The organism is Calothrix sp. 336/3, assembly GCF_000734895.2.
Taxonomy (GTDB): Bacteria; Cyanobacteriota; Cyanobacteriia; order Cyanobacteriales; family Nostocaceae; genus 336-3.
This window is the reverse complement of the sequence record NZ_CP011382.1, coordinates 5,264,232-5,283,749: the sequence shown is the minus strand read 5'-3', so window position 1 is coordinate 5,283,749 and position 19,518 is coordinate 5,264,232. Positions and strand designations below refer to the sequence as shown.

General features: G+C 43.5%; 13 protein-coding genes. 9 read left to right on the top strand and 4 right to left on the bottom strand.

Translation table 11 applies throughout. The features are described from left to right. The first annotated feature begins 17 nt into the window (after window positions 1-17). Window positions 18-1,757, top strand: a complete 1,740-nt coding sequence (locus IJ00_RS22015) for a R3H domain-containing nucleic acid-binding protein (RefSeq protein WP_035156767.1) — start codon at window positions 18-20, stop codon at window positions 1,755-1,757. A gap of 166 nt (window positions 1,758-1,923) precedes the next feature. Here IJ00_RS22015 and IJ00_RS22010 read toward each other — a convergent pair whose 3' ends face one another. Continuing rightward, window positions 1,924-4,179 carry a bifunctional (p)ppGpp synthetase/guanosine-3',5'-bis(diphosphate) 3'-pyrophosphohydrolase gene (locus IJ00_RS22010; RefSeq protein ID WP_035156765.1) on the bottom strand — a complete coding sequence of 752 codons (2,256 nt, stop codon included), beginning with the start codon at window positions 4,177-4,179 and terminating at the stop codon, window positions 1,924-1,926. Between the two features lie 297 nt (window positions 4,180-4,476). On the opposite strand from IJ00_RS22010, the gene patD reads away from it, so the two are divergent. Continuing rightward, window positions 4,477-4,839, top strand: coding sequence for a heterocyst frequency control protein PatD (gene patD, locus IJ00_RS22005; protein WP_035156763.1), 363 nt, complete (start codon window positions 4,477-4,479; stop codon window positions 4,837-4,839). 351 nt (window positions 4,840-5,190) lie between these two features. Here the strand turns inward: patD and IJ00_RS22000 are convergent, their stop codons facing one another. Further along, on the bottom strand, window positions 5,191-9,201 hold the full coding sequence (locus IJ00_RS22000) for a hypothetical protein (RefSeq protein ID WP_201782646.1): 4,011 nt from the start codon (window positions 9,199-9,201) through the stop codon (window positions 5,191-5,193). A 573-nt stretch (window positions 9,202-9,774) separates the two neighbouring features. Here IJ00_RS22000 and IJ00_RS21995 point away from each other — a divergent pair. From IJ00_RS21995 to cobT, 3 genes are all read left to right on the top strand, one after another. Next, window positions 9,775-10,473 carry a Crp/Fnr family transcriptional regulator gene (locus IJ00_RS21995; protein ID WP_035156757.1) on the top strand — a complete coding sequence of 233 codons (699 nt, stop codon included), beginning with the start codon at window positions 9,775-9,777 and terminating at the stop codon, window positions 10,471-10,473. 211 nt (window positions 10,474-10,684) lie between these two features. Next, on the top strand, window positions 10,685-11,356 hold the full coding sequence (locus tag IJ00_RS21990) for a DUF2232 domain-containing protein (RefSeq protein WP_035156755.1): 672 nt from the start codon (window positions 10,685-10,687) through the stop codon (window positions 11,354-11,356). A gap of 235 nt (window positions 11,357-11,591) precedes the next feature. Then, the gene (gene cobT / locus IJ00_RS21985) at window positions 11,592-12,725 is read left to right on the top strand and encodes a nicotinate mononucleotide-dependent phosphoribosyltransferase CobT (protein WP_035156753.1); all 1,134 of its coding nucleotides are present in this window, start codon (window positions 11,592-11,594) and stop codon (window positions 12,723-12,725) included. A gap of 57 nt (window positions 12,726-12,782) precedes the next feature. On the opposite strand, the gene IJ00_RS21980 is transcribed toward cobT, so the two are convergent. Continuing rightward, window positions 12,783-13,160: a hypothetical protein gene (locus IJ00_RS21980; RefSeq protein ID WP_035156750.1), complete on the bottom strand. Its 378-nt coding sequence runs from the start codon at window positions 13,158-13,160 to the stop codon at window positions 12,783-12,785. 518 nt (window positions 13,161-13,678) lie between these two features. Here IJ00_RS21980 and IJ00_RS21975 point away from each other — a divergent pair. Next, complete coding sequence (locus tag IJ00_RS21975; RefSeq protein WP_035156747.1) at window positions 13,679-14,842, top strand: extracellular solute-binding protein; 1,164 nt, start codon at window positions 13,679-13,681, stop codon at window positions 14,840-14,842. Window positions 14,843-14,885: 43 nt separating this feature from the next. On the opposite strand, the gene IJ00_RS21970 is transcribed toward IJ00_RS21975, so the two are convergent. Further along, on the bottom strand, window positions 14,886-16,529 hold the full coding sequence (locus IJ00_RS21970) for a hypothetical protein (protein WP_035156744.1): 1,644 nt from the start codon (window positions 16,527-16,529) through the stop codon (window positions 14,886-14,888). A 368-nt stretch (window positions 16,530-16,897) separates the two neighbouring features. Between IJ00_RS21970 and IJ00_RS29260 the strand changes: the two genes are divergently transcribed. From IJ00_RS29260 to rpsB, 3 genes are all read left to right on the top strand, one after another. After that, window positions 16,898-17,119 (top strand): hypothetical protein, encoded by a 222-nt coding sequence (locus IJ00_RS29260; protein ID WP_168163518.1) that lies wholly within the window; start codon window positions 16,898-16,900, stop codon window positions 17,117-17,119. Window positions 17,120-17,399: 280 nt separating this feature from the next. Then, on the top strand, window positions 17,400-18,338 hold the full coding sequence (locus IJ00_RS21965) for a glycosyltransferase family 2 protein (protein ID WP_082127468.1): 939 nt from the start codon (window positions 17,400-17,402) through the stop codon (window positions 18,336-18,338). A 229-nt stretch (window positions 18,339-18,567) separates the two neighbouring features. Beyond that, window positions 18,568-19,362, top strand: a complete 795-nt coding sequence (gene rpsB, locus IJ00_RS21960) for a 30S ribosomal protein S2 (protein ID WP_035156739.1) — start codon at window positions 18,568-18,570, stop codon at window positions 19,360-19,362. Window positions 19,363-19,518: the final 156 nt, after the last annotated feature.

Sequence of the window (19,518 nt, the reverse complement as noted above, 5' to 3'; positions counted from 1 at the left end):
CGTCACCATAACAGAGCATGACGATTACAGACGATCTCCAAAAGTTGTTAGAGATATTGCCCCAAGACCTGCGGCAGACATTAGAGCAGCATCCTCAACGAGATAGTTTAGTAGAAGTGGTCTTGGATTTAGGTCGTCGCCCAGAAGCTCGGTTTCCCCATAAAGCCGAGTATCTGAGTGAATTACCCGTTACTCAGGATGCGATAGACGATTGTATTAAGCGAGTGGGAACCTTTGGCGGCGATAACCGAGCAGGTATCGAGCAAACCCTGCATCGTATCAGTGCCATTCGCAACCGCAGTGGTAAAATCATCGGTTTGACTTGTCGTGTCGGTCGGGCAGTATTTGGCACCATCGGCATGATTCGAGATTTAGTGGAAACAGGTAAATCAATTCTGATGCTGGGTCGTCCCGGTGTGGGAAAAACTACCGCTCTCCGGGAAATAGCCAGGGTTTTAGCGGATGAGTTGCATAAGCGAGTTGTGATTATTGACACCTCCAACGAAATCGCTGGGGATGGAGATGTACCTCACCCGGCAATTGGTAAAGCTAGGCGCATGCAAGTTGCTTGCCCGGAACAGCAACATCAGGTGATGATTGAGGCAGTGGAAAACCATATGCCAGAAGTCATCGTCATTGATGAAATTGGTACGGAACTAGAAGCTTTAGCAGCGCGCACCATCGCCGAACGGGGGGTACAGTTAGTTGGAACTGCCCACGGAAACCAAATCGAGAACCTGATTAAAAACCCCACTTTATCGGATTTAGTCGGTGGTATTCAAGCTGTCACCCTCGGGGATGATGAGGCTAGACGACGGGGTAGCCAAAAAACGGTTTTGGAGCGCAAAGCACCACCCACCTTTGAAATTGCCGTGGAGATGACAGAGCGGCAACGTTGGGTAGTCCATGAAAGCGTCGCGGACACCGTTGATAGTTTACTGCGCGGACACCAGCCCACTCCCCAGGTACGCACTGTGGATGAAGAAGGTAAAGTCAAAGTTGTGCGTCATCTGACAGCAATTAATGGTAATGGTGGCAATCGTCATCATGCTATTAGTGGGGAAGAATCCCTGATGCCAGCACGTCAAGCTAATGGCTGGCGCTCTTCTGGACAGATGCTACCTTTGCCCCTCACCTCTGGAGATAGAAATCCTGGACAGGTTGAATTTGACCGTTTGTTAGACCAATCCATGGGCTTTACGGACAGTATTGGGTTTAGTAACAGTCAGTCTGCTGGACCAAATGGTGAAGATTTGCCCTTGCATATATATCCCTACGGTGTCAGTCGCTCTCAACTCGAACAGGTGGTACAGGTATTAACTTTGCCTGTGGTATTGACAAAAGATATTGATAGTGCTGATGCAATTTTAGCGTTGCGATCGCACGTCAAAAACCATGCCAAACTCAGGCAAATGGCAAAAGCGCGACAAGTTCCCATCCACATGATTAAAGCCAGTACCATTCCCCAAATTTCGCGGGGGTTGCGGCGCTTGCTCAACATCGATGATCCGGATTTTACCGATGAAAGAGAACTGCAATTATTTCTCCACAACGGTACAGATGACGAAATGGATGCTCTAGAAGAAGCACGTTTGGCAGTAGAACAAATAGTTATCCCCAAGGGACAACCAGTGGAACTACTGCCTCGCTCTGCCTCTGTACGCAAGATGCAGCATGAGTTGGTAGAACATTACCGTCTCAAGTCCCATAGCTTCGGAGAAGAGCCAAATCGCCGCCTCAGGATTTATCCTGCTTAAGGTTTAGGTGTCGGGGAAAAGGGTGAGGGTTTTTTCTATCCCCATTCCCCTGATACCATTTCACGAAAATAGTGAAATAGATACAAACCCTGAAAGCCTTACTAGATAAGACTTTATTGATTACGTTCGCGTTAGCTCTCCCGCAGGGAGCATTACGAATTACGAATTACCCATCAATTTGCCCGACACGACGAATATTGAGAATATCACTCATCTTTTTGATTTGGGTGAATACCTGTTCTAACTGCGGGCGATCGCGGATTTCGATACCTAAGTCGATTAACGCTGGTTGATTGAGTGCTGTTTTGACGTTGGCATGACGGACATTAATCCCCTGGTCACTCAGACGTGAAAGAATATCCTTGAGAACTCCCACTCGGTCTAAAGCTTCAATTTGGACATTCACAGGATAACTTTGGGGTCTTCCGTTATATTCAATACCTGGATTCCAACTCACAGGCACTAGGCGATCGCACTCTACTGTTTCTAAATTATGACAGCCTTGGCGATGGATGGAAATACCCCGCCCCCGTGTGACTACTCCCGTAATTGGTTCCCCAGGAATTGGTGTACAACAGCCCGCCAGATGATAGACTAGCCCCTCAACTCCAAAAATCGGCGAATCTGTAAAGCGAACAGGAGCAGCTTCTTTATTGGTTTTGGGTGAGGAGGTGGGAATATTTACAGGTATTGTCCCAGAAGCGGGTTCTTTCTCCTTAACAATTTCTCGCCAACGGTTCAGCACCAAATTCAGGGTAATTTCTCCATACCCTAAAGCTGCGAGTAAATCATCTACCGAGTGATAGTTGCATTTCTCCGCCACCGTATGCATAGGTTCCGACTTGAGCAGATTTTCAAACCCAGTTTTGCCCAGTTCCTTCTCTAATAATTCCCGTCCCCGTGCTAAATTTTCGTCCCGTCGAGAACGTTTATACCATTGTTTAATCCGATTCTTGGCGGCAGAAGTTCTGACAAAATTCAACCAATCTAAACTGGGGTGGGAATTTTTTTGGGTCATTACCTCCACGATATCCCCATTGGATAACCGAGAAGACAAAGGAACCATCCGCCCATTTACCCTCGCTCCAGCGCAGTGATTTCCTACTTCTGTATGGATACGATAGGCAAAGTCAACGGTGGTGGAGCCAGCACTCAATGCCACCAAGTCTCCCTTGGGGGTGAAGACGTAAACATCATCCTCAAATAGATTATCTTTGATGCTGTCTAGGTATTCTTGGGCATCTTTTAAATCATTCTGCCATTCCAATAATTGCCGCAGCCAGGTAAACTTGTCATCAGCGTTTGACATCTGCGTTATATGGGAAGTGCCGGTTTCTTTATACTTCCAGTGGGCAGCAATCCCATATTCCGAAATTCTATGCATTTCCATGGTGCGAATCTGCACCTCTAATGGTCGTCCCCAGGGTCCAATAACACCCGTATGTAGCGATTGGTAACGATTTGGTTTAGGCAGCCCGATGTAATCTTTAAATCTACCAGGAATAGGGCGGAAGACATCATGAACTACGGCTAAGGCTCGATAACATTCCTCATTTGTTTCCACAATCAAGCGCAATGCCGCCAAATCATAAATTTCATGAAATTCTTTGTTTTGACGTTGCATCTTCTGATAAATGCTGTAAAGATGCTTGGGGCGACCACTAATTTCTAGGCAATGAATCCCCATATCTGCCAAGCGGTTTTTCAGAATATCGATAACATTAGTCAGTCTTTCTTCCCTAGCTCCGCGTTTTTCAGCAACTAATTGTTGAATCTGGCGAAAAGATTCAGGTTCGAGATATTTAAAGGCTAAATCTTCTAATTCCCACTTAAAACGCCAAATCCCCAAGCGATTCGCCAGGGGAGCGAAAATATCTTTTGTTTCTTGAGCATTGCGACGACGACTCTCTTCTGACATAACTTCCATTGTCCGCATATTGTGCAGACGATCTGCAAGTTTCACCACAATGACACGAATATCTTGAGCCATTGCCATGAACATTCGCCGAAAATTTTCTGCTTGACTTTCGGTTTTGCTTTTGAAATTAATTTTAGAAAGTTTGGTGACACCTTCTACTAACCGTCTGACTTCTGCACCAAACCTTTGCTCGATTTCTTCAATTGTGACATCTGTATCTTCCACTACATCATGGAGAAATCCAGCTGCTATCATAGCAGGACTACCTCCTAAGTCCCGTAGCAGTCCGGCTACGGCAACGGGATGACAGATATAGGGTTCCCCTGATTTCCGGTATTGTCCTTTGTGTAGCTGATAGGCAAAGACAAAAGCTTTGCAAATCAAATCCATATCATTATGCCTTCGGTCGTCTTCTGTTTCGACACATTCTTTTGGTGAATCATCTAGGCAATGTTGTAACCAATCCGGAATAGTGATATCAATGGTAGAAATTGTGCTGCTCATAGCGATCGCGACTGGAGGTGATCGGTGGTTAAGTTGTCAAATAGACAAAATTGACGGTGTTGCCGACAGGATTTTTGTCTAGTCAGATGTGGTTAGAAAAAGCATGATGGGATGATTGCTTATAAGGGTAGGGCAAATCATCCGGGGTGGGTGTCAAGCATGATAATCCTGGAAAATGGTAAAAAGCAAAATCCGCCTCAAAAGTTATCTGAGGCAATATATAGTTGAGAAAAGTTTAAAAAACTTTATCGTATAGGAAAAATTTCTTGACATTAATAGTATCTTAAACAGCCGGGAATGTCTTCTAATCTCCAGAAATATCACATATTTGCCACGAACCTTGAAGATTTGCGTTTGGCGATCGCTGCACAGAAACCTGATCCCTTGGCTTTACGTCGGAGTTTGACATCTTTGCAGCAATTTTTCCAAGGGGAGATTGTACCTTTAGCGGAAACAGACACGGAAAGTCCAAATTATAGTCGGGTGCAGTCTTACCGTACAGAAATGAGTAAGCAGTTACGGTTATTGGAAATGGATGTGATGTTTTTCCAGGGAGCAAAACAGACGGTGACTGCTGCAACTAGATTGCAAAGTATTGCCGATCGCCTCTCGACTCTCATTCGTTATTGTCAAGCAGTGGTGGAAATGTCGGGGGAGTAGGGAGACAGGGGAGAAAGGGGAGTAGGGAGACAGGGGAGACAGGGGGGAAAGGGGAGAAGGGGAGTGGGGGAAAGGGGAGAAGGGGAGTGGGGGGAATGAATCAAAAAGCAGGGGAGCTACGGTTTTTGCATGAATTTGTCACCCCAAAAAAGGCTCAAATTACATAACCTAGTACTCTGTCAAGGTTAATTTGAGGGATATCTCCCCCTCGTCTCCCTTGTCCCCCAATTCAAATTTGAGGGATATTTCCCCCTCGTCCCCCTTGTCTCCCTTGTCTCCCTTGTCTCCCTTGTCCCCCAATTCACATTTGACAGACTACTAGTCCCTAGGTGTATCCCCCATACCCTATTCCTAAACTATCGCCCCAATTGCGAAGTTCACCGTATAGGGTTCTTCTAGGGATTGCATGGTGCTACCTTTGATGGCATCGATATAGCGGCGTAGTGCTTGCAATTGTTGGGGATTGGATTGGTAGGTGAGACTTCCTTGCTTTTCAAACAGGGGTGCAGTGGCGATCGCCCGATATTCAGGATTCTCCCGTGAAAATTGGCTCAACCAACCTGCATTAAACTGGGATGGTGTCAAGCCAGAAGGTACTTCACCTTCGAGAAAAGCCATTAATCTCTGCTGACAACTACGGGTATTAATTCCCCGCTCCTCAAATAGCTGGATGATTTCCCCAAAGGAAAGAGGTTGCTCTGGCACAAGACGTAGTAATTCTGTGAACAGGAAGTAGTCCGTATACTGTTGTCGGGGAACGTCTAAAACCTGGGGATGTAGGGGTAATAGGCATAAGCCATAGGCGACTCGACTACAGCAAGGTGTAGCATTTTCATCCAAGTAAAGGTCTTGGACAATTTTGGCGTTGGGGAGTTTTTGGCGTAACCAGCGAGAGACGGCGGTGAGACTGGCGGTACCACCTGTAAGAATGGCTTGGTTGATGGCTTCGGTAGGTATACCCTTAGCCACAAGTAACTTGTTCAATTCACGGTTGAGGCGACGGACAAAGGGGACAAACACCTGACTTTCCAAGTCTCGACGCTGTAGTACCCAACGTTGGTCTGCTAATTCCAGGGTAAAGGAATCTTGGTGCTGTAAAATTAATTTTAGGGCGATCGCCGCATCTTGTACCGCTTTACCTAACAGAGAGCTTTCTAACTGTTGTTGCAAACGAATTCTCTCCACGGTATCTGGTTCCCCAGCCCTAGGCAAGCTTAACACTTCTAAGCCTAAACTGGAAAAACGCATATTTTCTAAGTTCGGAATCGGTGATTGCCATTGCCAGGGATTGCTACTAACTGTCTGATTTCCCCCGGTACTGGTGCTACGAGGTTGCCGCCATTTTTCTGGAAACAGCAACTGACAGATAATATCTTGTTCAATTCCCTTGCCAGCATAGGCAAAACTGTGGAGCATGAAATCACCATGGGTGAGTTCTTCCAAGGTTTCTGGTAAATCCACCAAAGTCATTTCTGTACCCGCAGTGCCAATATTGATAATTAGGGTACTGCCCTGTATGGGTTGATCGGTAGTTTTAACAGGGTGCGCTCCTTGGTAGGTATGGAACTTCACCGTTTCTCCATAACCACCATCTAACTCTGGCAACAAACTGGCGATCGCCTCTTCGAGGAAAAATACCTGTTGGGGATGCTGTACTAATTTACTGACTAGCAAAGCTTCCCGAATATTAAACCGATATTGTTCTGTCCATTCTGCGGGGCAAGTACAAATAACTCCCGCTAAATCATTAATTATCTGCCGGAAAGCTTCTTGATTCAAGCCCACAGCCGAAGCAGTTAAACCCAAGGTAGTACTATTACGATCAGCCTTCAAGGTTAAGAGTAATTTGGAGAGCGATCGCACCACCCACACCAAAGGAATGGTTGCCATTTCATTTAGTTGTAGTATGGGTTCCCATTTCTGTCGCTCACTTTTGAAGGGTAGGGCGATTTGTAAATATGTCTTCAACTGGGCAGAAAATGGATTCTGGGCTACTTCTGATTGTTGTTGGGGATTAATGGCATTTGGTGGTAAATACACCTCCGCAGGCAAACGGAAGGTTCTTGCCTTGGCTGAATTTTCCGAGGGATTTTCTGCTGACCAAAAGAGAGGATATACTTCGGTATTGGCACGATTCAATAAAGCTGCCGAAATTCCCGTTGTTCCTAAATCAATGCCGAGATACCATACTGACTCTGGGGGTTTGGGTGCGGTTTCTTGGGGTTTGCCGGGGGGAGGAGTGATGGAGAGTAAAGGAATGTTGCCTTTGGGTGATGTCTCTTGCTTTTTTTTTTCGTTTTCTAAAGGTACAGGGGTTACATCTTTTACAGGTTCTGTCAGGGGTGTTGTTGTCTCTTCCCCTACTTCTAACTCACCATCAACATTCTCGTCTAAGTTTGCCAAATCATCCTGTAACTGCTGTAAATGCTCCGCATCTAGGGCAATATTTGATACTTCTTCCCCCGCTTCAACTATCTCCGGTAACAAGTTTTCCTGGGGAGAGGCAATCACATATGCTTCTGAATTGTCGATATTCAGTACTTCTTCTGTTTCTGGTGGGGTGTCAAGAGTAATTGCGGCAAGGGGAGTTTTGGCAACTTCTGGATGAGGTAATTCTGCCTCACTAATTGGTGGCAACAGCTCTGTTAGGGAAGTAACTGTATCTGCTGTGGGTGGTAATTCCAGGGTTGTGGAAATTTCTGGCTCTAGCTCTGTTGGGGTAACATTCCCAACTTCTAACAAATTGGTGTCTGGTTCATCAAACCAAGGATCGGCAGCATTCGTATCACTGTCTGTGAGTATCTTCGTAGGAGAATCAGAACTGTGACTATCTGCTGTCAAAATTAATCGCTCTAACTCAGTTTCTGCGATGTTTTCAGTGGGGGCGGGCTGCCAATCTATGGCTTCCACAGTTTCGTTGTCTGAAGTATCTAATCTTAACTGAGTTTGAGTATTTTCACTACTTTCTGTCGTCTCAGGAAACCAATCATCTATGGATGTTTCTACCTGGTTTGTAGAAATTACCTCAAGATTTTCCGATGTTTCTGTCGTCTCAGGAAACAAATCATCTATGGATGTTTCTACCTGGTTTGTAGAAGTCACCTCAAGATTTTCTGGTGTCTCTGTCGTATCAGGAAACAAATCATCTATAGATGTTTCTGTCTCAGTTGGAAGATTTTCTGGAGGTTGAACATCCTCCTTTAAAACACTAGCAGCTTGCTGAATCTTCTCGGAAGTCTCTGTTTGGGTAAACTCCTCTGTACCGAATAGACTCGCGTACAGTTGCTCTACCTCATCCTGGGCAGCATTTTCCAGGGAAGAGTCAGATTCTGATTGCCACTGCAAAACCACCTGCTCGAAATCTGTGGGTGTAACCACTGCCGCAGTATCAGGACTTTCTAGGTTACTGTCAATACTGGCATTATGCGTATTAACATCATGTTGAGTTGTAGTAGTATCCGCCGCTTGTAAACCTAAAATTTCCGGCGCTGCAACTAGATTTTCCGTACGTCGTCGCAAATCAATCGTAAACGGCTCACTACTAGGCAGTTGCATTTGTAACTCTTGAGCCAAATTATTAATTAAACTGACTAGGATTTGCTCCCCCTGCAAGCCTTGACTATACATCTTGGCGATCGCCTGAGATAAAGATTCTTGATATGTATAGATATTGCGCTCTAATGCTTCAAAAACCACGTTCACCGTACCATCTAAGGCTAGTAAACGTTGATCTAAATTTTGAGTTAAGGCTGCTAAATGTTTCAGTGCTTCTGAGGATGCTTCAACTGAATTGGAGGATGATGAGTTCATTGCTGACTCTAAAGCGGCTAATGCTGCATCAGATTTACTTCCCCTCGGTTCAATACTTAGTAACTGCCCAGGAACTGATTTTACCCGACTCTCTGAAATCTGTGGCGACACGTTCCCACCGACACGATGGGCTAAAACTTGGAGAAAATCCGCAATTAACTGTTCCTGGTTGGCTACCTGCTGGGTAAGAGAGTAATTTTGTAACCTTTTTTGCTCTAATTGGCGAATTTCTGCCACTAGATTGGCTCTTTCCTGAAGTAACTCTGTAATTTCTGTGTATAGAGGTGCTAACACATCCCCAGGTGTCATTTGCCCAGTCACCTCTGAAGAAGATTGTTGTTGCCCCCTATCTGCTAGTTTCGCCAGAAGTGGCGACGGTTGGGACTTTTGTTGCTCTTCTGCTGCACATTGCACCAAAAACTCCCGAATATGTTCTAAGGTTTGTCGTACTTCCTGTTCTGGAGTCGGGAATAATCTAGAAAGGCGCTTGTTAGAGAGTAAACGGTCAACATCTGCAATTAGTGTTTGAATTTCAGTGGTGCGGGAAGTCACGTTGATTTACCTTAACGATAATTTTATATATCCGTGCGGGAGTTACTTTACAACTACTGCAATTATGTTACTCATCAGGCGATGTTTGACAATAGCAAAACTCATACACGGTAATGCATTTATGTAAATATGTCTTAGGGAATACTATTTGTCGCAAATTGGCAGAAATACCAAGAGAGAAATCATCCCATATTGTAGCGAAACGTTCAGGGATACTCATACTAGACTTGAATCAGAGATATTCTTTGAGTATTAATACCATTTGTCTCCATTCTGGCTACAGATAATTCTCCCCCTGCTCCCTACTGTCTATGTGTAGCTAGATTTTGGAGAATTACCATAAATCTAATCCTTGAGAGAGAAACCGAGTTTTTCCCAGTGCCCAAGCCCAAAAAAGCGGGTTACTCAAGTCTTATACTTAACTTGATAAATTACCTTTTTAACTGCAACTGAAGTTATGTAAGATATTCTAGTTTTGTTTTTCTGTGAGTCTTGTAACCCAATAGTTCATACTGATAAACAAGTGCTGTGATTAATTTTGTAGACTGCTAATCGAATGCAAAAGATGCCCTAATGGAAGACCGATACAACTCCCAGACTCCTGGCAATCCGTGGATGAATTCAGTCCCCTTTTTTCATGGGTTCCCGGATAATGTCGTGGAAGTAACCCTAACTCATCTTGTCACCCGTACTCATCCGGCAAACCAGGTAATTTTGTTAGAAAATGATTGGGGTGGCTCCGTCTACTTCATTATGGATGGATGGGTAAAAATCCGTACCTATAATTTAGAAGGCAAAGAAGTAACCTTAAATATTCTTGGCAAGGGGGAATTATTTGGTGAGATGGCAGCTCTAGATGAAGTACCCCGCTCTACTGATGTGATTACATTAACAACTACTGTTATTGGTAGTATGCCATCCCAGGACTTTGTCAAGCTCCTTAACCATGAACCCTTAGCAGGTGTCAGGTTGTCACAATTAATGGCGCGACGTTTGCGTCAGGTTAATCGTCGTCTGAGGTTACGTGAATCTGACAGTCAGTCGCGGGTAGCTGATACTTTGTTATTTTTGGCGGAGGGACAGGGTAAAAAGGCACAATCTGGTACTGAAATACCCAACCTTCCCCATCGGGAATTAAGTAGTTTAAGTGGTTTAGCACGGGAAACTGTAACGCGAGTCTTGACAAGGTTAGAAAAAAAAGGATTGATTAGACGTGATCAGGATACTATTTGCATCCCTGATGTTTCTGCTTTGGAAAGAATGATTGTTTAATCTGACTTGGGTAATTGGTAATAGGAGGATAGGTCGTCAGGGAAAATAAAAACAAGTTGATGCCAAATCAATTTCCCTTGTATAGCCCAACGCACGAATTTTATTAGACTATCTAGGCAACCCACTAAAATAGGTAATTGCGTCAGTACCAGCACCAGCTAAACCAAATCCCAGATGATTCCTATAAACCTATTACCTGTCACCCAGATTCATGACTACTGAACCAGAAAACTTATCTGATAATTTAACTCAACCCCCAATCAAACCAAATACACCTTTACCCATGGTGGAAACGGCATTTTTGGCAAGTACCGCCAGTTTGATTTGGTTTATTAATTTTTATTTCCCCTTGGGTCCTGTATTAAGGATATTTTTCCCAATTCCCATTGCTCTAGTTTATCTGCGTTGGGGTAGACGGGCAGCTTGGATGGCAGCAATTACATCTGGACTGTTATTAACTGTATTGATGGGTCCGACTCGTAGTATGTTGTTTGTCATGCCTTTTGCTTTTATGGGTGTGTTGTTAGGTTATTGTTGGTGTCGTAGGACTCCTTGGCTAGTTTCTATGAGCTTAAGTGCCTTACTAGGCACTCTAGGGGTGTTTTTCCGGTTATGGTTGCTGTCTGTGTTGTCGTCAGAGGATTTGTGGGTTTATGTGATTAATCAAGTGTCACAATTTACCGAGTGGGTATTTTTGAAGTTGAGTATTTTGGCAACTCCGAGTGTCATGTGGATTCAAATTGGCGCGATCGCCATTATTTTATTGAATAATTTTCTCTATCTATTTGTTGTTCATCTAGCTGCGTGGCTGCTTTTGGATCGTTTAGGCAACCCGATTCCCCGTCCCCCCCGTTGGGTACAAGTTTTGATGGACTATGAGTAAGTAATGAGTCATAAGTCATGAGTAGGGGCGTAAGGTCTTGCGTCTGTACAGTACATTAGTAAGATTAATTTATTAGTCTAAGTTTCCTTGGTGGACTGCTACTGGTCTCATTAAATTTAAACGGTTGTAGTAGGGGCTTTAGCCCTTGATTTAAGCAAAAAATAGCTCACTACGAACGCTTCACAACTTACTGTGATGGAAGTACCGCTACACGGAATTCAAAATTCAAAACTCGATGATTCAAATTTACCACCAAGTTTCCCTGGGTGAGGCATGGTTAAATCGCTTTCAGGGAACTACACCGATATTTGCCTGTGTGTTGGGTTTTACAGCCACAGCTTTGATTCCGGGTATCTCTGCGGCAGGATTAACTCCAGAAGATAGGAAATATACGGCGATCGCGGATGCAGAATTTTTATACTACGGAGCGAACCACCAACCAAAGTATCCTTTACCACCATTGACGGCGGGAGCTTCTCCTGTGTTGATTTCTCGTGCAGTCGTGGAAGGATGTCAAATTCCCCTCCATATATTCAATGCAGGTTTACCTCAAGCGCCAAATTTACCTGTAATCGATTTAGGTGGTAATCCCGCAGAATGCTTAACAACTGCTGCTGCGATGCCAATTGCCACGGTAGAACAGTTATTTACCCAGGGTATGCTCTGGGGTGAACGATTGAGTCAAAATATTCGCAATGGCTACTTAGTTATCGGTGAATGTGTTGTCGGTGGCACAACTACAGCCTTGGGAATTTTAACTGGTTTAGGAATTGATGCCAAGGATAAAGTAAATAGTAGTCATGCAGAATGCAACCACAGTCAGAAATGGACAGTGGTACAGCAGGGTTTGGCAAAAATCCACCATCTAAACACTACCCCCAATCCTTTACAACTAGTTGCCGCAGTCGGTGATCCCATGCAAGTGGTAGTTGCAGGAATGGCGATCGCCGCTAGTCGTAGCTGTGGGGTGATGTTGGCAGGAGGAACTCAAATGTTAGCGGTATATGCTTTGGCAAGTGCAATCGCGGATTTTTTCCATTTACCTTGGCAACCAACAGCGATCGCCATCGGTACAACCCGTTGGGTAGCAGCAGACTCTAGAGGAAACACAGCAAAATTAGCTGATTCCATCGGACAATACTGCTTAAATTTGCACATTAGCCCCCCAACCTTACTCGCAACTCAATTAAGTTTTGCTCAATCCCAATATCCCCAACTTTCTGCCTATGAAGCAGGCTTTGTCAAAGAAGGTATGGGTGCTGGTGGTGCTGCCATTACTGCGAGTTTGAGTTATGGGTGGCAGCAGGAGCAATTATTAATAGCAATTGAAGCTCAAATGGATAAATTAGCTCAAATCAGTAGTCGATAGTCCAAAGTCAATCGAATTGGCGATGGAATATAGACTATTGACTGAAATTACCCAAATTTAGTGAATTCTCTTGAGTAATAATTGCTCTTCCAAAGCCGCTATCCGGTTATATGCTGCTGTTAATTGTGCAGTTAGTCTTTGAATTTGAATTTCTGGTGTTAGACTTCTTTCTCCCCCCTGTAGAGTTGTATCCGGATACATCCCGTCCACTAAGACATCCTTGTGCTCCATTTCTGGGTTAATGCTGAAATGTCCTCTTAACTGATAGCGCCCAGATTCGCTATTTTTTAAACCATTTTCTCTATCCTCGTGGGTTGCTCCTAAGCTATTAGAAGACAACGCTTGAGACACTTTACTGTCTAGCTGCTCAATCACTTGGTAGAGGGCATCCAGCTTATAACCCATGGTTATGACCTGCTTTTGTAATGGCTCCATTTAATACCCTCATTCCGCCTATTTCTTTATATGTTATGCAATATCATGCAGCTGTTAATCATACTTATGATTTTTTTAATTTTTAATATCTTTATTGAGACAAGATTATCTAAATAATTAAATATAAATAAAAATAGATTAAATAATAGAGTAATTATTTCCCAAATATTGCGATAGATTAAGCAAAACAGTATAAAAGATAAAGATATGCAGATATTGATAATAGGTAAGAAGTTGAGAGTTTTCTTTGCTATAAAAAGCTGATTATGACTGGGGGATTTTTGCAATTGACTTTTTTACCCTTGTCTTCACCTTTTGAGGTAGGGATAAGCAGAAAAGTACTATCAAGAGAAAAGCTGAAATTTCTGCGTTTATGGTCAAATTTCCGTGTAAGAGACGATTTACTCGCTCCTATCCATAGAATATTGCCAGAGATAACCACAAGTGTATTGACTATTGACCAGCAACCATTGACTATTGACAATAGTTATGTCCTAAAATCGTAAATCTCAAAATAGATGCATCGACGATATTTTGTACAAGGAGCGACAGCACTTACAATCTCACAACTATTGGTAGGATGTAGTCACAACAATACAAGCAAACTCACCGTTAAATTTTTGAGAAATTCCCTTCCTGGGCAAGTTGTTGAGAAATTTCGCCAAAGTTTAAAATCCCAGGCAAAACTAGAGTTTTCCTTGGAGGGACAATTAGGAGATATTTTCCAGCAATTACAGAATTGGCAAGAGAAAAAAGAACCTCAAGCCAAACAGGGATGGAATTTACCTCTAGGACAACCAGAACCCCAGGTAGCTGATTTGGTGACAGTGGGGGATTATTGGTTAAAATCTGCGATTGAGCAAAAGTTAATTCAGCCCTTGGATGTTTCAAAGTTGCAAAACTGGTCAAAACTACCCCCAAAGTGGCAAAATTTAGTCCGGCGCAACGAAAAGGGTGAAATTGATAGTCAGGGGAAAATTTGGGGAGCCCCTTACCGTTGGGGAACGACTGTGATAGTTTATAACCGGGAAAAACTCAAATCCTTGGGTATTCAACCTCAAGATTGGGATGATTTATGGCGGAAAGAATTAGGCGATCGCATTTCTTTGCTCGACCAACCCCGTGAAGTCATCGGCTTAACTTTAAAGAAGTTAGGAAAATCCTACAATACAACTAAACTCAGTACAGTTAGCAACCTAGAAACAGAACTTAAAGCCTTACATCAACAAACCAAGTTTTATAGTTCAACCCGTTACCTGGAACCACTGCTAATAGGTGACACCTGGCTAGCCGTAGGTTGGTCAAACGAGGTTTTACCTTTTATTAATCGTTATCCGCAATTTACAGCCTTTGTGCCCAAATCTGGAACGTCTCTATGGGCAGATATCTGGGTAAAACCAGGGAATCCTTCTGCTCAGGAGCAAAAAAATTTAGCAGCCACAAATTTACCTGATCAGTGGATTGATTTTTGCTGGTCAGATAATATTGCTCAAACTATTAGTTTATTGACTAGGGCAAATTCTCCCATTCCGGTGTCAATTGATCAGAAGAATATTTCTAGTGCTTTACGCAATGTTTTAATGGCAGATGCTACAACCTTGAATCAAAGTGAGTTTATCTTGCCATTAGCTGCTAATGTCAGCCAAGAATATGGGGAGTTCTTTGAAAAAATGCAAGCATAGGGAATAGGGGGAAGCAGACAAGAAATTTGACCCTTTCTCCCTACTATTGGAATTGTGTCATCAGTTGTAGTGTTCCTAAACCGAGTTCTTGGGGTGAGAGCGATCGCGCTTCAAAAAGTGCCATCATATCCTTGAGTTGAGGATTGCCACGAGATGCTCCAGTTAAGCCCTTGGCAATAATTAAGCCGCAATAACCCTGGGTATTTTGGCAGCGTTGATACCATTTTCTCCTTGCTTCCACATGGATGGGGTCATCATCCAAAAATTCCCCAAACAAGAACAAGTCCCCATTTTGAGTTTGCAGTAAACCTAAATCATAGCGATCGCCACCCAAAGGATCGGAACCAGGATTAAAACAAATTCCCTGCAATCCGCCAACTTCCTCTATATTTGCAATCACAGTTTTACCCTTGGGACGGGAAGTTTGAATTAAAATTACAGGTAAGCCATCACCCTCCTGGGTAATTTCTCCTGCTGGATAATATTTTACCCCTGCCCCCGTTTGCAAAAATTCCAGCATTTCCCAAGAGATTACCCCCACACTTAAAAAGGAGTCCTCAGGGATTAAATCATCTCGCAGAGCAGGAAGCGCCTCGAAATCATCTTCCCAATCATCCTCATCATCTTCGTCGTAACCTGCCAATATCTCTAATTCTGTAGCTAATTCTGGCATCGTTGCCACAGTCACAGAAACTGTTTTGACATCATCCTCAGTTTGTGGTAGGGAAATTCGATATCGGCGGCTCAGGATTGGAAAATCCTCCTCATTTAACTGACGGCGATGATCGCGAATAAAACGGTAGAGACTTTCAAGAGCTACCAATACAGCTAAAGCTTCTTCGTCATACAAAACTGAGCGTAGCCCTTCCAGGGGGTGAATATTGCCAAAAGTTGGTGTTAATTCCGATGTTCCCAAGCCGGGGAAAGTATCAAAGATGTCTTCCTCATCCTCATCATCCTCAGAACTATCAAAGGTGAGAAACAGACAATCCTGTTTGAGAAAAGCTTCTTCTAAATGTCCTTGGGATTCCTCATTATGAAGAATAGTAGCGCGAAATCTCTTTAAAGATTCTTGGGAACGGTATAGGAGAATGCCATATTCCATGCCCAACATCCCCATGATAGAAGCATAGAGAGTGCCCACATCCCAGCGATTAATTTCAATCGAGAGGATTTGTTGCTCCTCTAGTAACTCCCAAGGAGCTGCTTGCCAAATTGCCGATGCTTTTTCCTGCAATGCTTGAGCATACTGGGGAGGGAGTTCCGGAACTTGGTTATCAAGAATTTCCGCAAATCCCCGAAACAACTCATCAATAAAAGGAAGTTCTGGGACGTAATCAATGGCAATATCTAAGTCCTGTAAGACTCCCCGGAGGTAAAATTGGATTTCGCGATCGCGCACCACAATTCTTTGGGGACGAGCAGGTTTAGCAGGACTGTGGGGGTTTTCCATCGCTCGCATCAGAGTTCTGACAATTGCTTCCGGTCCACTTTCTACTGAGACAACATCCATTCCCCTCACCACACCTTGGGAACCGTCCACCCAGAGAATACACTCACCCTTAGCATCTAAATCTGGAGCAAGAGTTTGAGACGATGACAACGGACGGCGATCGCCCTCCCAAACAGAAGGAATTTGCGTTAATTTCTTCAAACGACGACTGGTAGAGCGATTAAAACTAGTCATAGATTACATCAATCAAAAGCAGCAATTTAAACACACAGATTCTTGGGAAATGAATGATAGCGCAGCACGAAACCAAAAAAACATCGGAAAAATCAGAATCATACCATCTTGACTCGGAAATTTTGCGAAAACATCAAACAGTCGCATCCTTACCCTGACATCGCTGAAGTCAGATATTCCCTATATTCGAGAGACTACACTAACTCCAAAGGTGTGCTCAAGTAACCCGAAGTCTTTTGTTGAATCAACCTTCTCTGACAGAGATGATATATATCCTCCCCACACAAAGTTCTATCAATCAGGCTGCCATCACTTTTCTAATTGGTATCATCCAGAAAAAGCAACTGAGTCCCATTTAAACGCCAAATATGCAAACTACCTCGGTAAGTTTATCGATTTGTAACGATAAAGCCGACGGAACTTCTACTTGGTGCGACACCCCCTTCACAATCGCAAGTCTCAGGTTAGAATCTCCCCACAATGAAAACAGCCAGTATCATCAGTTTCTCACTGATTTTGCATCACTACTGAGATTTCGCCTTTCAGCGAATAATTTTAAACATACTTCCCCTGATAATCATCAAAGATGACGAACCTAAGCGCAAGCACAAAAAACCTACGGAATTTCTCACTCAACACACTGAGTCTCTCAATTCTAGAATAAAAAGCCGTACGAGCTTTTTACAGAATTATGTAGAAATTAAAATCTCCCTCAACTTAGCGAATATATAGGTCAGAAATACGGGACACCAGCAATTTACCTTCTTTTCCTAACCCCATCAATTGAAAATTGACCTATGACTAGGAACAGTCGCAATGCCAGAATTGTCCTATCTTTAAAGATGGGTAATCGTTTTTGTGGGTGAGATAGTGTTTTTTAGTGTTGTAATTCCGACCTATAATCGTCTACCGATTTTAGAAAAGTGCTTACTAGCCCTAGAAGCACAGAAATACCAAGCAGCATCCGTACAAGGTTATGAAATTGTCGTCATCGATGATGGTTCCACCGATGGCACAGTTGAGTGGTTAGCAACCCACAAAGAAAAGTTCCCCCACGTCCATGTATTTCAACAAGACCACCAGGGAGCAGCAGCAGCACGGAATCTGGGAGTTGCCAAAGCTACGGGAGATATGATTATTTTCATTGATAGTGATTTAGTTGTCACAGAAGATTTTCTCCAAGCACACACCAACGCACTGCTCGCAGGTCAAGCTAACCTGGGCAATGATAAATTTTTTACCTACGGTGCAGTCATCAACACCTGCAATTTTAATAATCCCACAGCCGAACCCTATAAAATTACTGACTTTTCTGCGGCTTTTTTTGCTACCGGAAATGTTGCTATTCCTAAGTACTGGTTAGAAAAAGCTGGATTATTCGATACAGGTTTTCAGCTTTATGGTTGGGAAGATTTAGAATTGGGAGTCCGACTCAAAAATCTGGGATTGAAGTTAATCAAATGTCCCGCAGCTGTTGGCTACCACTGGCATCCAGCCTTTCGCTTAGAAGAAATACCCCAGCTAATTGACAAAGAAATTCAAAGGGGAAGAATGGGGGTTTTATTTTATCAAAAACACCCCACTTGGGAAGTCCGCATGATGATTCAGATGACTTGGTTACATCGCCTACTGTGGGGTTTATTATCCCTCAATGGTTTATTAAATGAGCGCACTCTGGCTCCCCTCTTAGGCTGGTTAATTAACTCCGGCAAACCCCAATTAGCCTTGGAAATTGCCCGTGTTTTCCTCAATTGGTACAACGTCAAGGGAGTCTATGCAGCTTATCGGGAATCCCTGGGGAATGGGTGATGAGTAATGAGTAATGAGTAATGAGTAATGAGTGATTTTTGACGCTTTTACAGAGGCTAAGAAACAATAACTATCCCCAGTACTCAGGACTAATCAACTTCTGTCAGCTTTCCTCAAATATGCTACCCTAGTATGGCTGTTTGAAATTCCGCACATCTGGGAGTTCGGGTGTTTCTCTCGTGGAAATACGCCTGGATGGAGGTTTAACCCGAATAGGAGTAGATAAAATATGGCAGTTGTTTCTTTGGCTCAGATGATGGAGTCTGGAGTCCACTTTGGGCATCAGACCCGTCGCTGGAATCCTAAGATGGATCCTTATATTTACACCGCTCGTAATGGTGTACACATCATCGATTTAGTGCAAACAGCACAGTTGATGGAAGAGGCTTATGCTTATATGCGATCGCAGGCAGAACAGGGCAAAAAATTCCTGTTTGTCGGTACAAAGCGTCAAGCCGCAGGTATCATTGCTCAAGAAGCTTCTCGTTGCGGTTCTCACTATATTAACCAACGTTGGCTCGGTGGAATGCTCACTAACTGGGCTACCATTAAAACACGGGTAGAACGTCTTAAAGATTTGGAACGTCGGGAAGAAACTGGCGCCCTTGATCTGTTGCCGAAAAAAGAAGCTTCTATGCTGCGTCGGGAAATGGCGAAGCTACAAAAGTATCTTGGTGGTATCAAAACCATGCGGAAAGTTCCTGATGTTGTGGTCATTGTAGACCAACGTCGAGAATATAATGCAGTTCAAGAATGTCAAAAATTGAGTATCCCCATCGTTTCTATGTTGGATACTAATTGTGACCCCGACGTTGTAGATATCCCCATCCCAGCGAATGATGATGCGATCCGTTCGATTAAACTGATTGTTGGCAAATTAGCTGACGCGATTTATGAAGGTCGTCATGGTCAGTTGGATGCTGAGGATGACTACGAAGACTACGAAGGTGCAGAAGAAGAGTTTGATTACGAAGAAACTGAATTAACAGACTCTCTGATTCCTGATGAGGAAGAAGAAGAGTAGAAATTTCTTTGTACTGGGTGTTTTGAGTCAAAAATACCCATAATTTATCACTCTGTTACTCATTGTTATACAGCGATGAGTAAAGTAGAAATATCTAATTGGTTTTTGGCTGTGTTGATTCCTGTAAAGTAAGTATTGCTGGTGTTGAGTTTTGAG

Bases quoted from the DNA above. Each gene is read 5' to 3' on its own strand.
- IJ00_RS22015 (WP_035156767.1), top strand. From the start codon at position 18: ATGACGATTACAGACGATCTCCAAAAGTTGTTAGAGATATTGCCCCAA.
- IJ00_RS22010 (WP_035156765.1), bottom strand. From the start codon at position 4,179: ATGAGCAGCACAATTTCTACCATTGATATCACTATTCCGGATTGGTTA.
- patD (WP_035156763.1), top strand. From the start codon at position 4,477: ATGTCTTCTAATCTCCAGAAATATCACATATTTGCCACGAACCTTGAA.
- IJ00_RS21995 (WP_035156757.1), top strand. From the start codon at position 9,775: ATGGAAGACCGATACAACTCCCAGACTCCTGGCAATCCGTGGATGAAT.
- IJ00_RS21990 (WP_035156755.1), top strand. From the start codon at position 10,685: ATGACTACTGAACCAGAAAACTTATCTGATAATTTAACTCAACCCCCA.
- cobT (WP_035156753.1), top strand. From the start codon at position 11,592: ATGATTCAAATTTACCACCAAGTTTCCCTGGGTGAGGCATGGTTAAAT.
- IJ00_RS21980 (WP_035156750.1), bottom strand. From the start codon at position 13,160: ATGGAGCCATTACAAAAGCAGGTCATAACCATGGGTTATAAGCTGGAT.
- IJ00_RS21975 (WP_035156747.1), top strand. From the start codon at position 13,679: ATGCATCGACGATATTTTGTACAAGGAGCGACAGCACTTACAATCTCA.
- IJ00_RS21970 (WP_035156744.1), bottom strand. From the start codon at position 16,529: ATGACTAGTTTTAATCGCTCTACCAGTCGTCGTTTGAAGAAATTAACG.
- IJ00_RS29260 (WP_168163518.1), top strand. From the start codon at position 16,898: ATGCAAACTACCTCGGTAAGTTTATCGATTTGTAACGATAAAGCCGAC.
- rpsB (WP_035156739.1), top strand. From the start codon at position 18,568: ATGGCAGTTGTTTCTTTGGCTCAGATGATGGAGTCTGGAGTCCACTTT.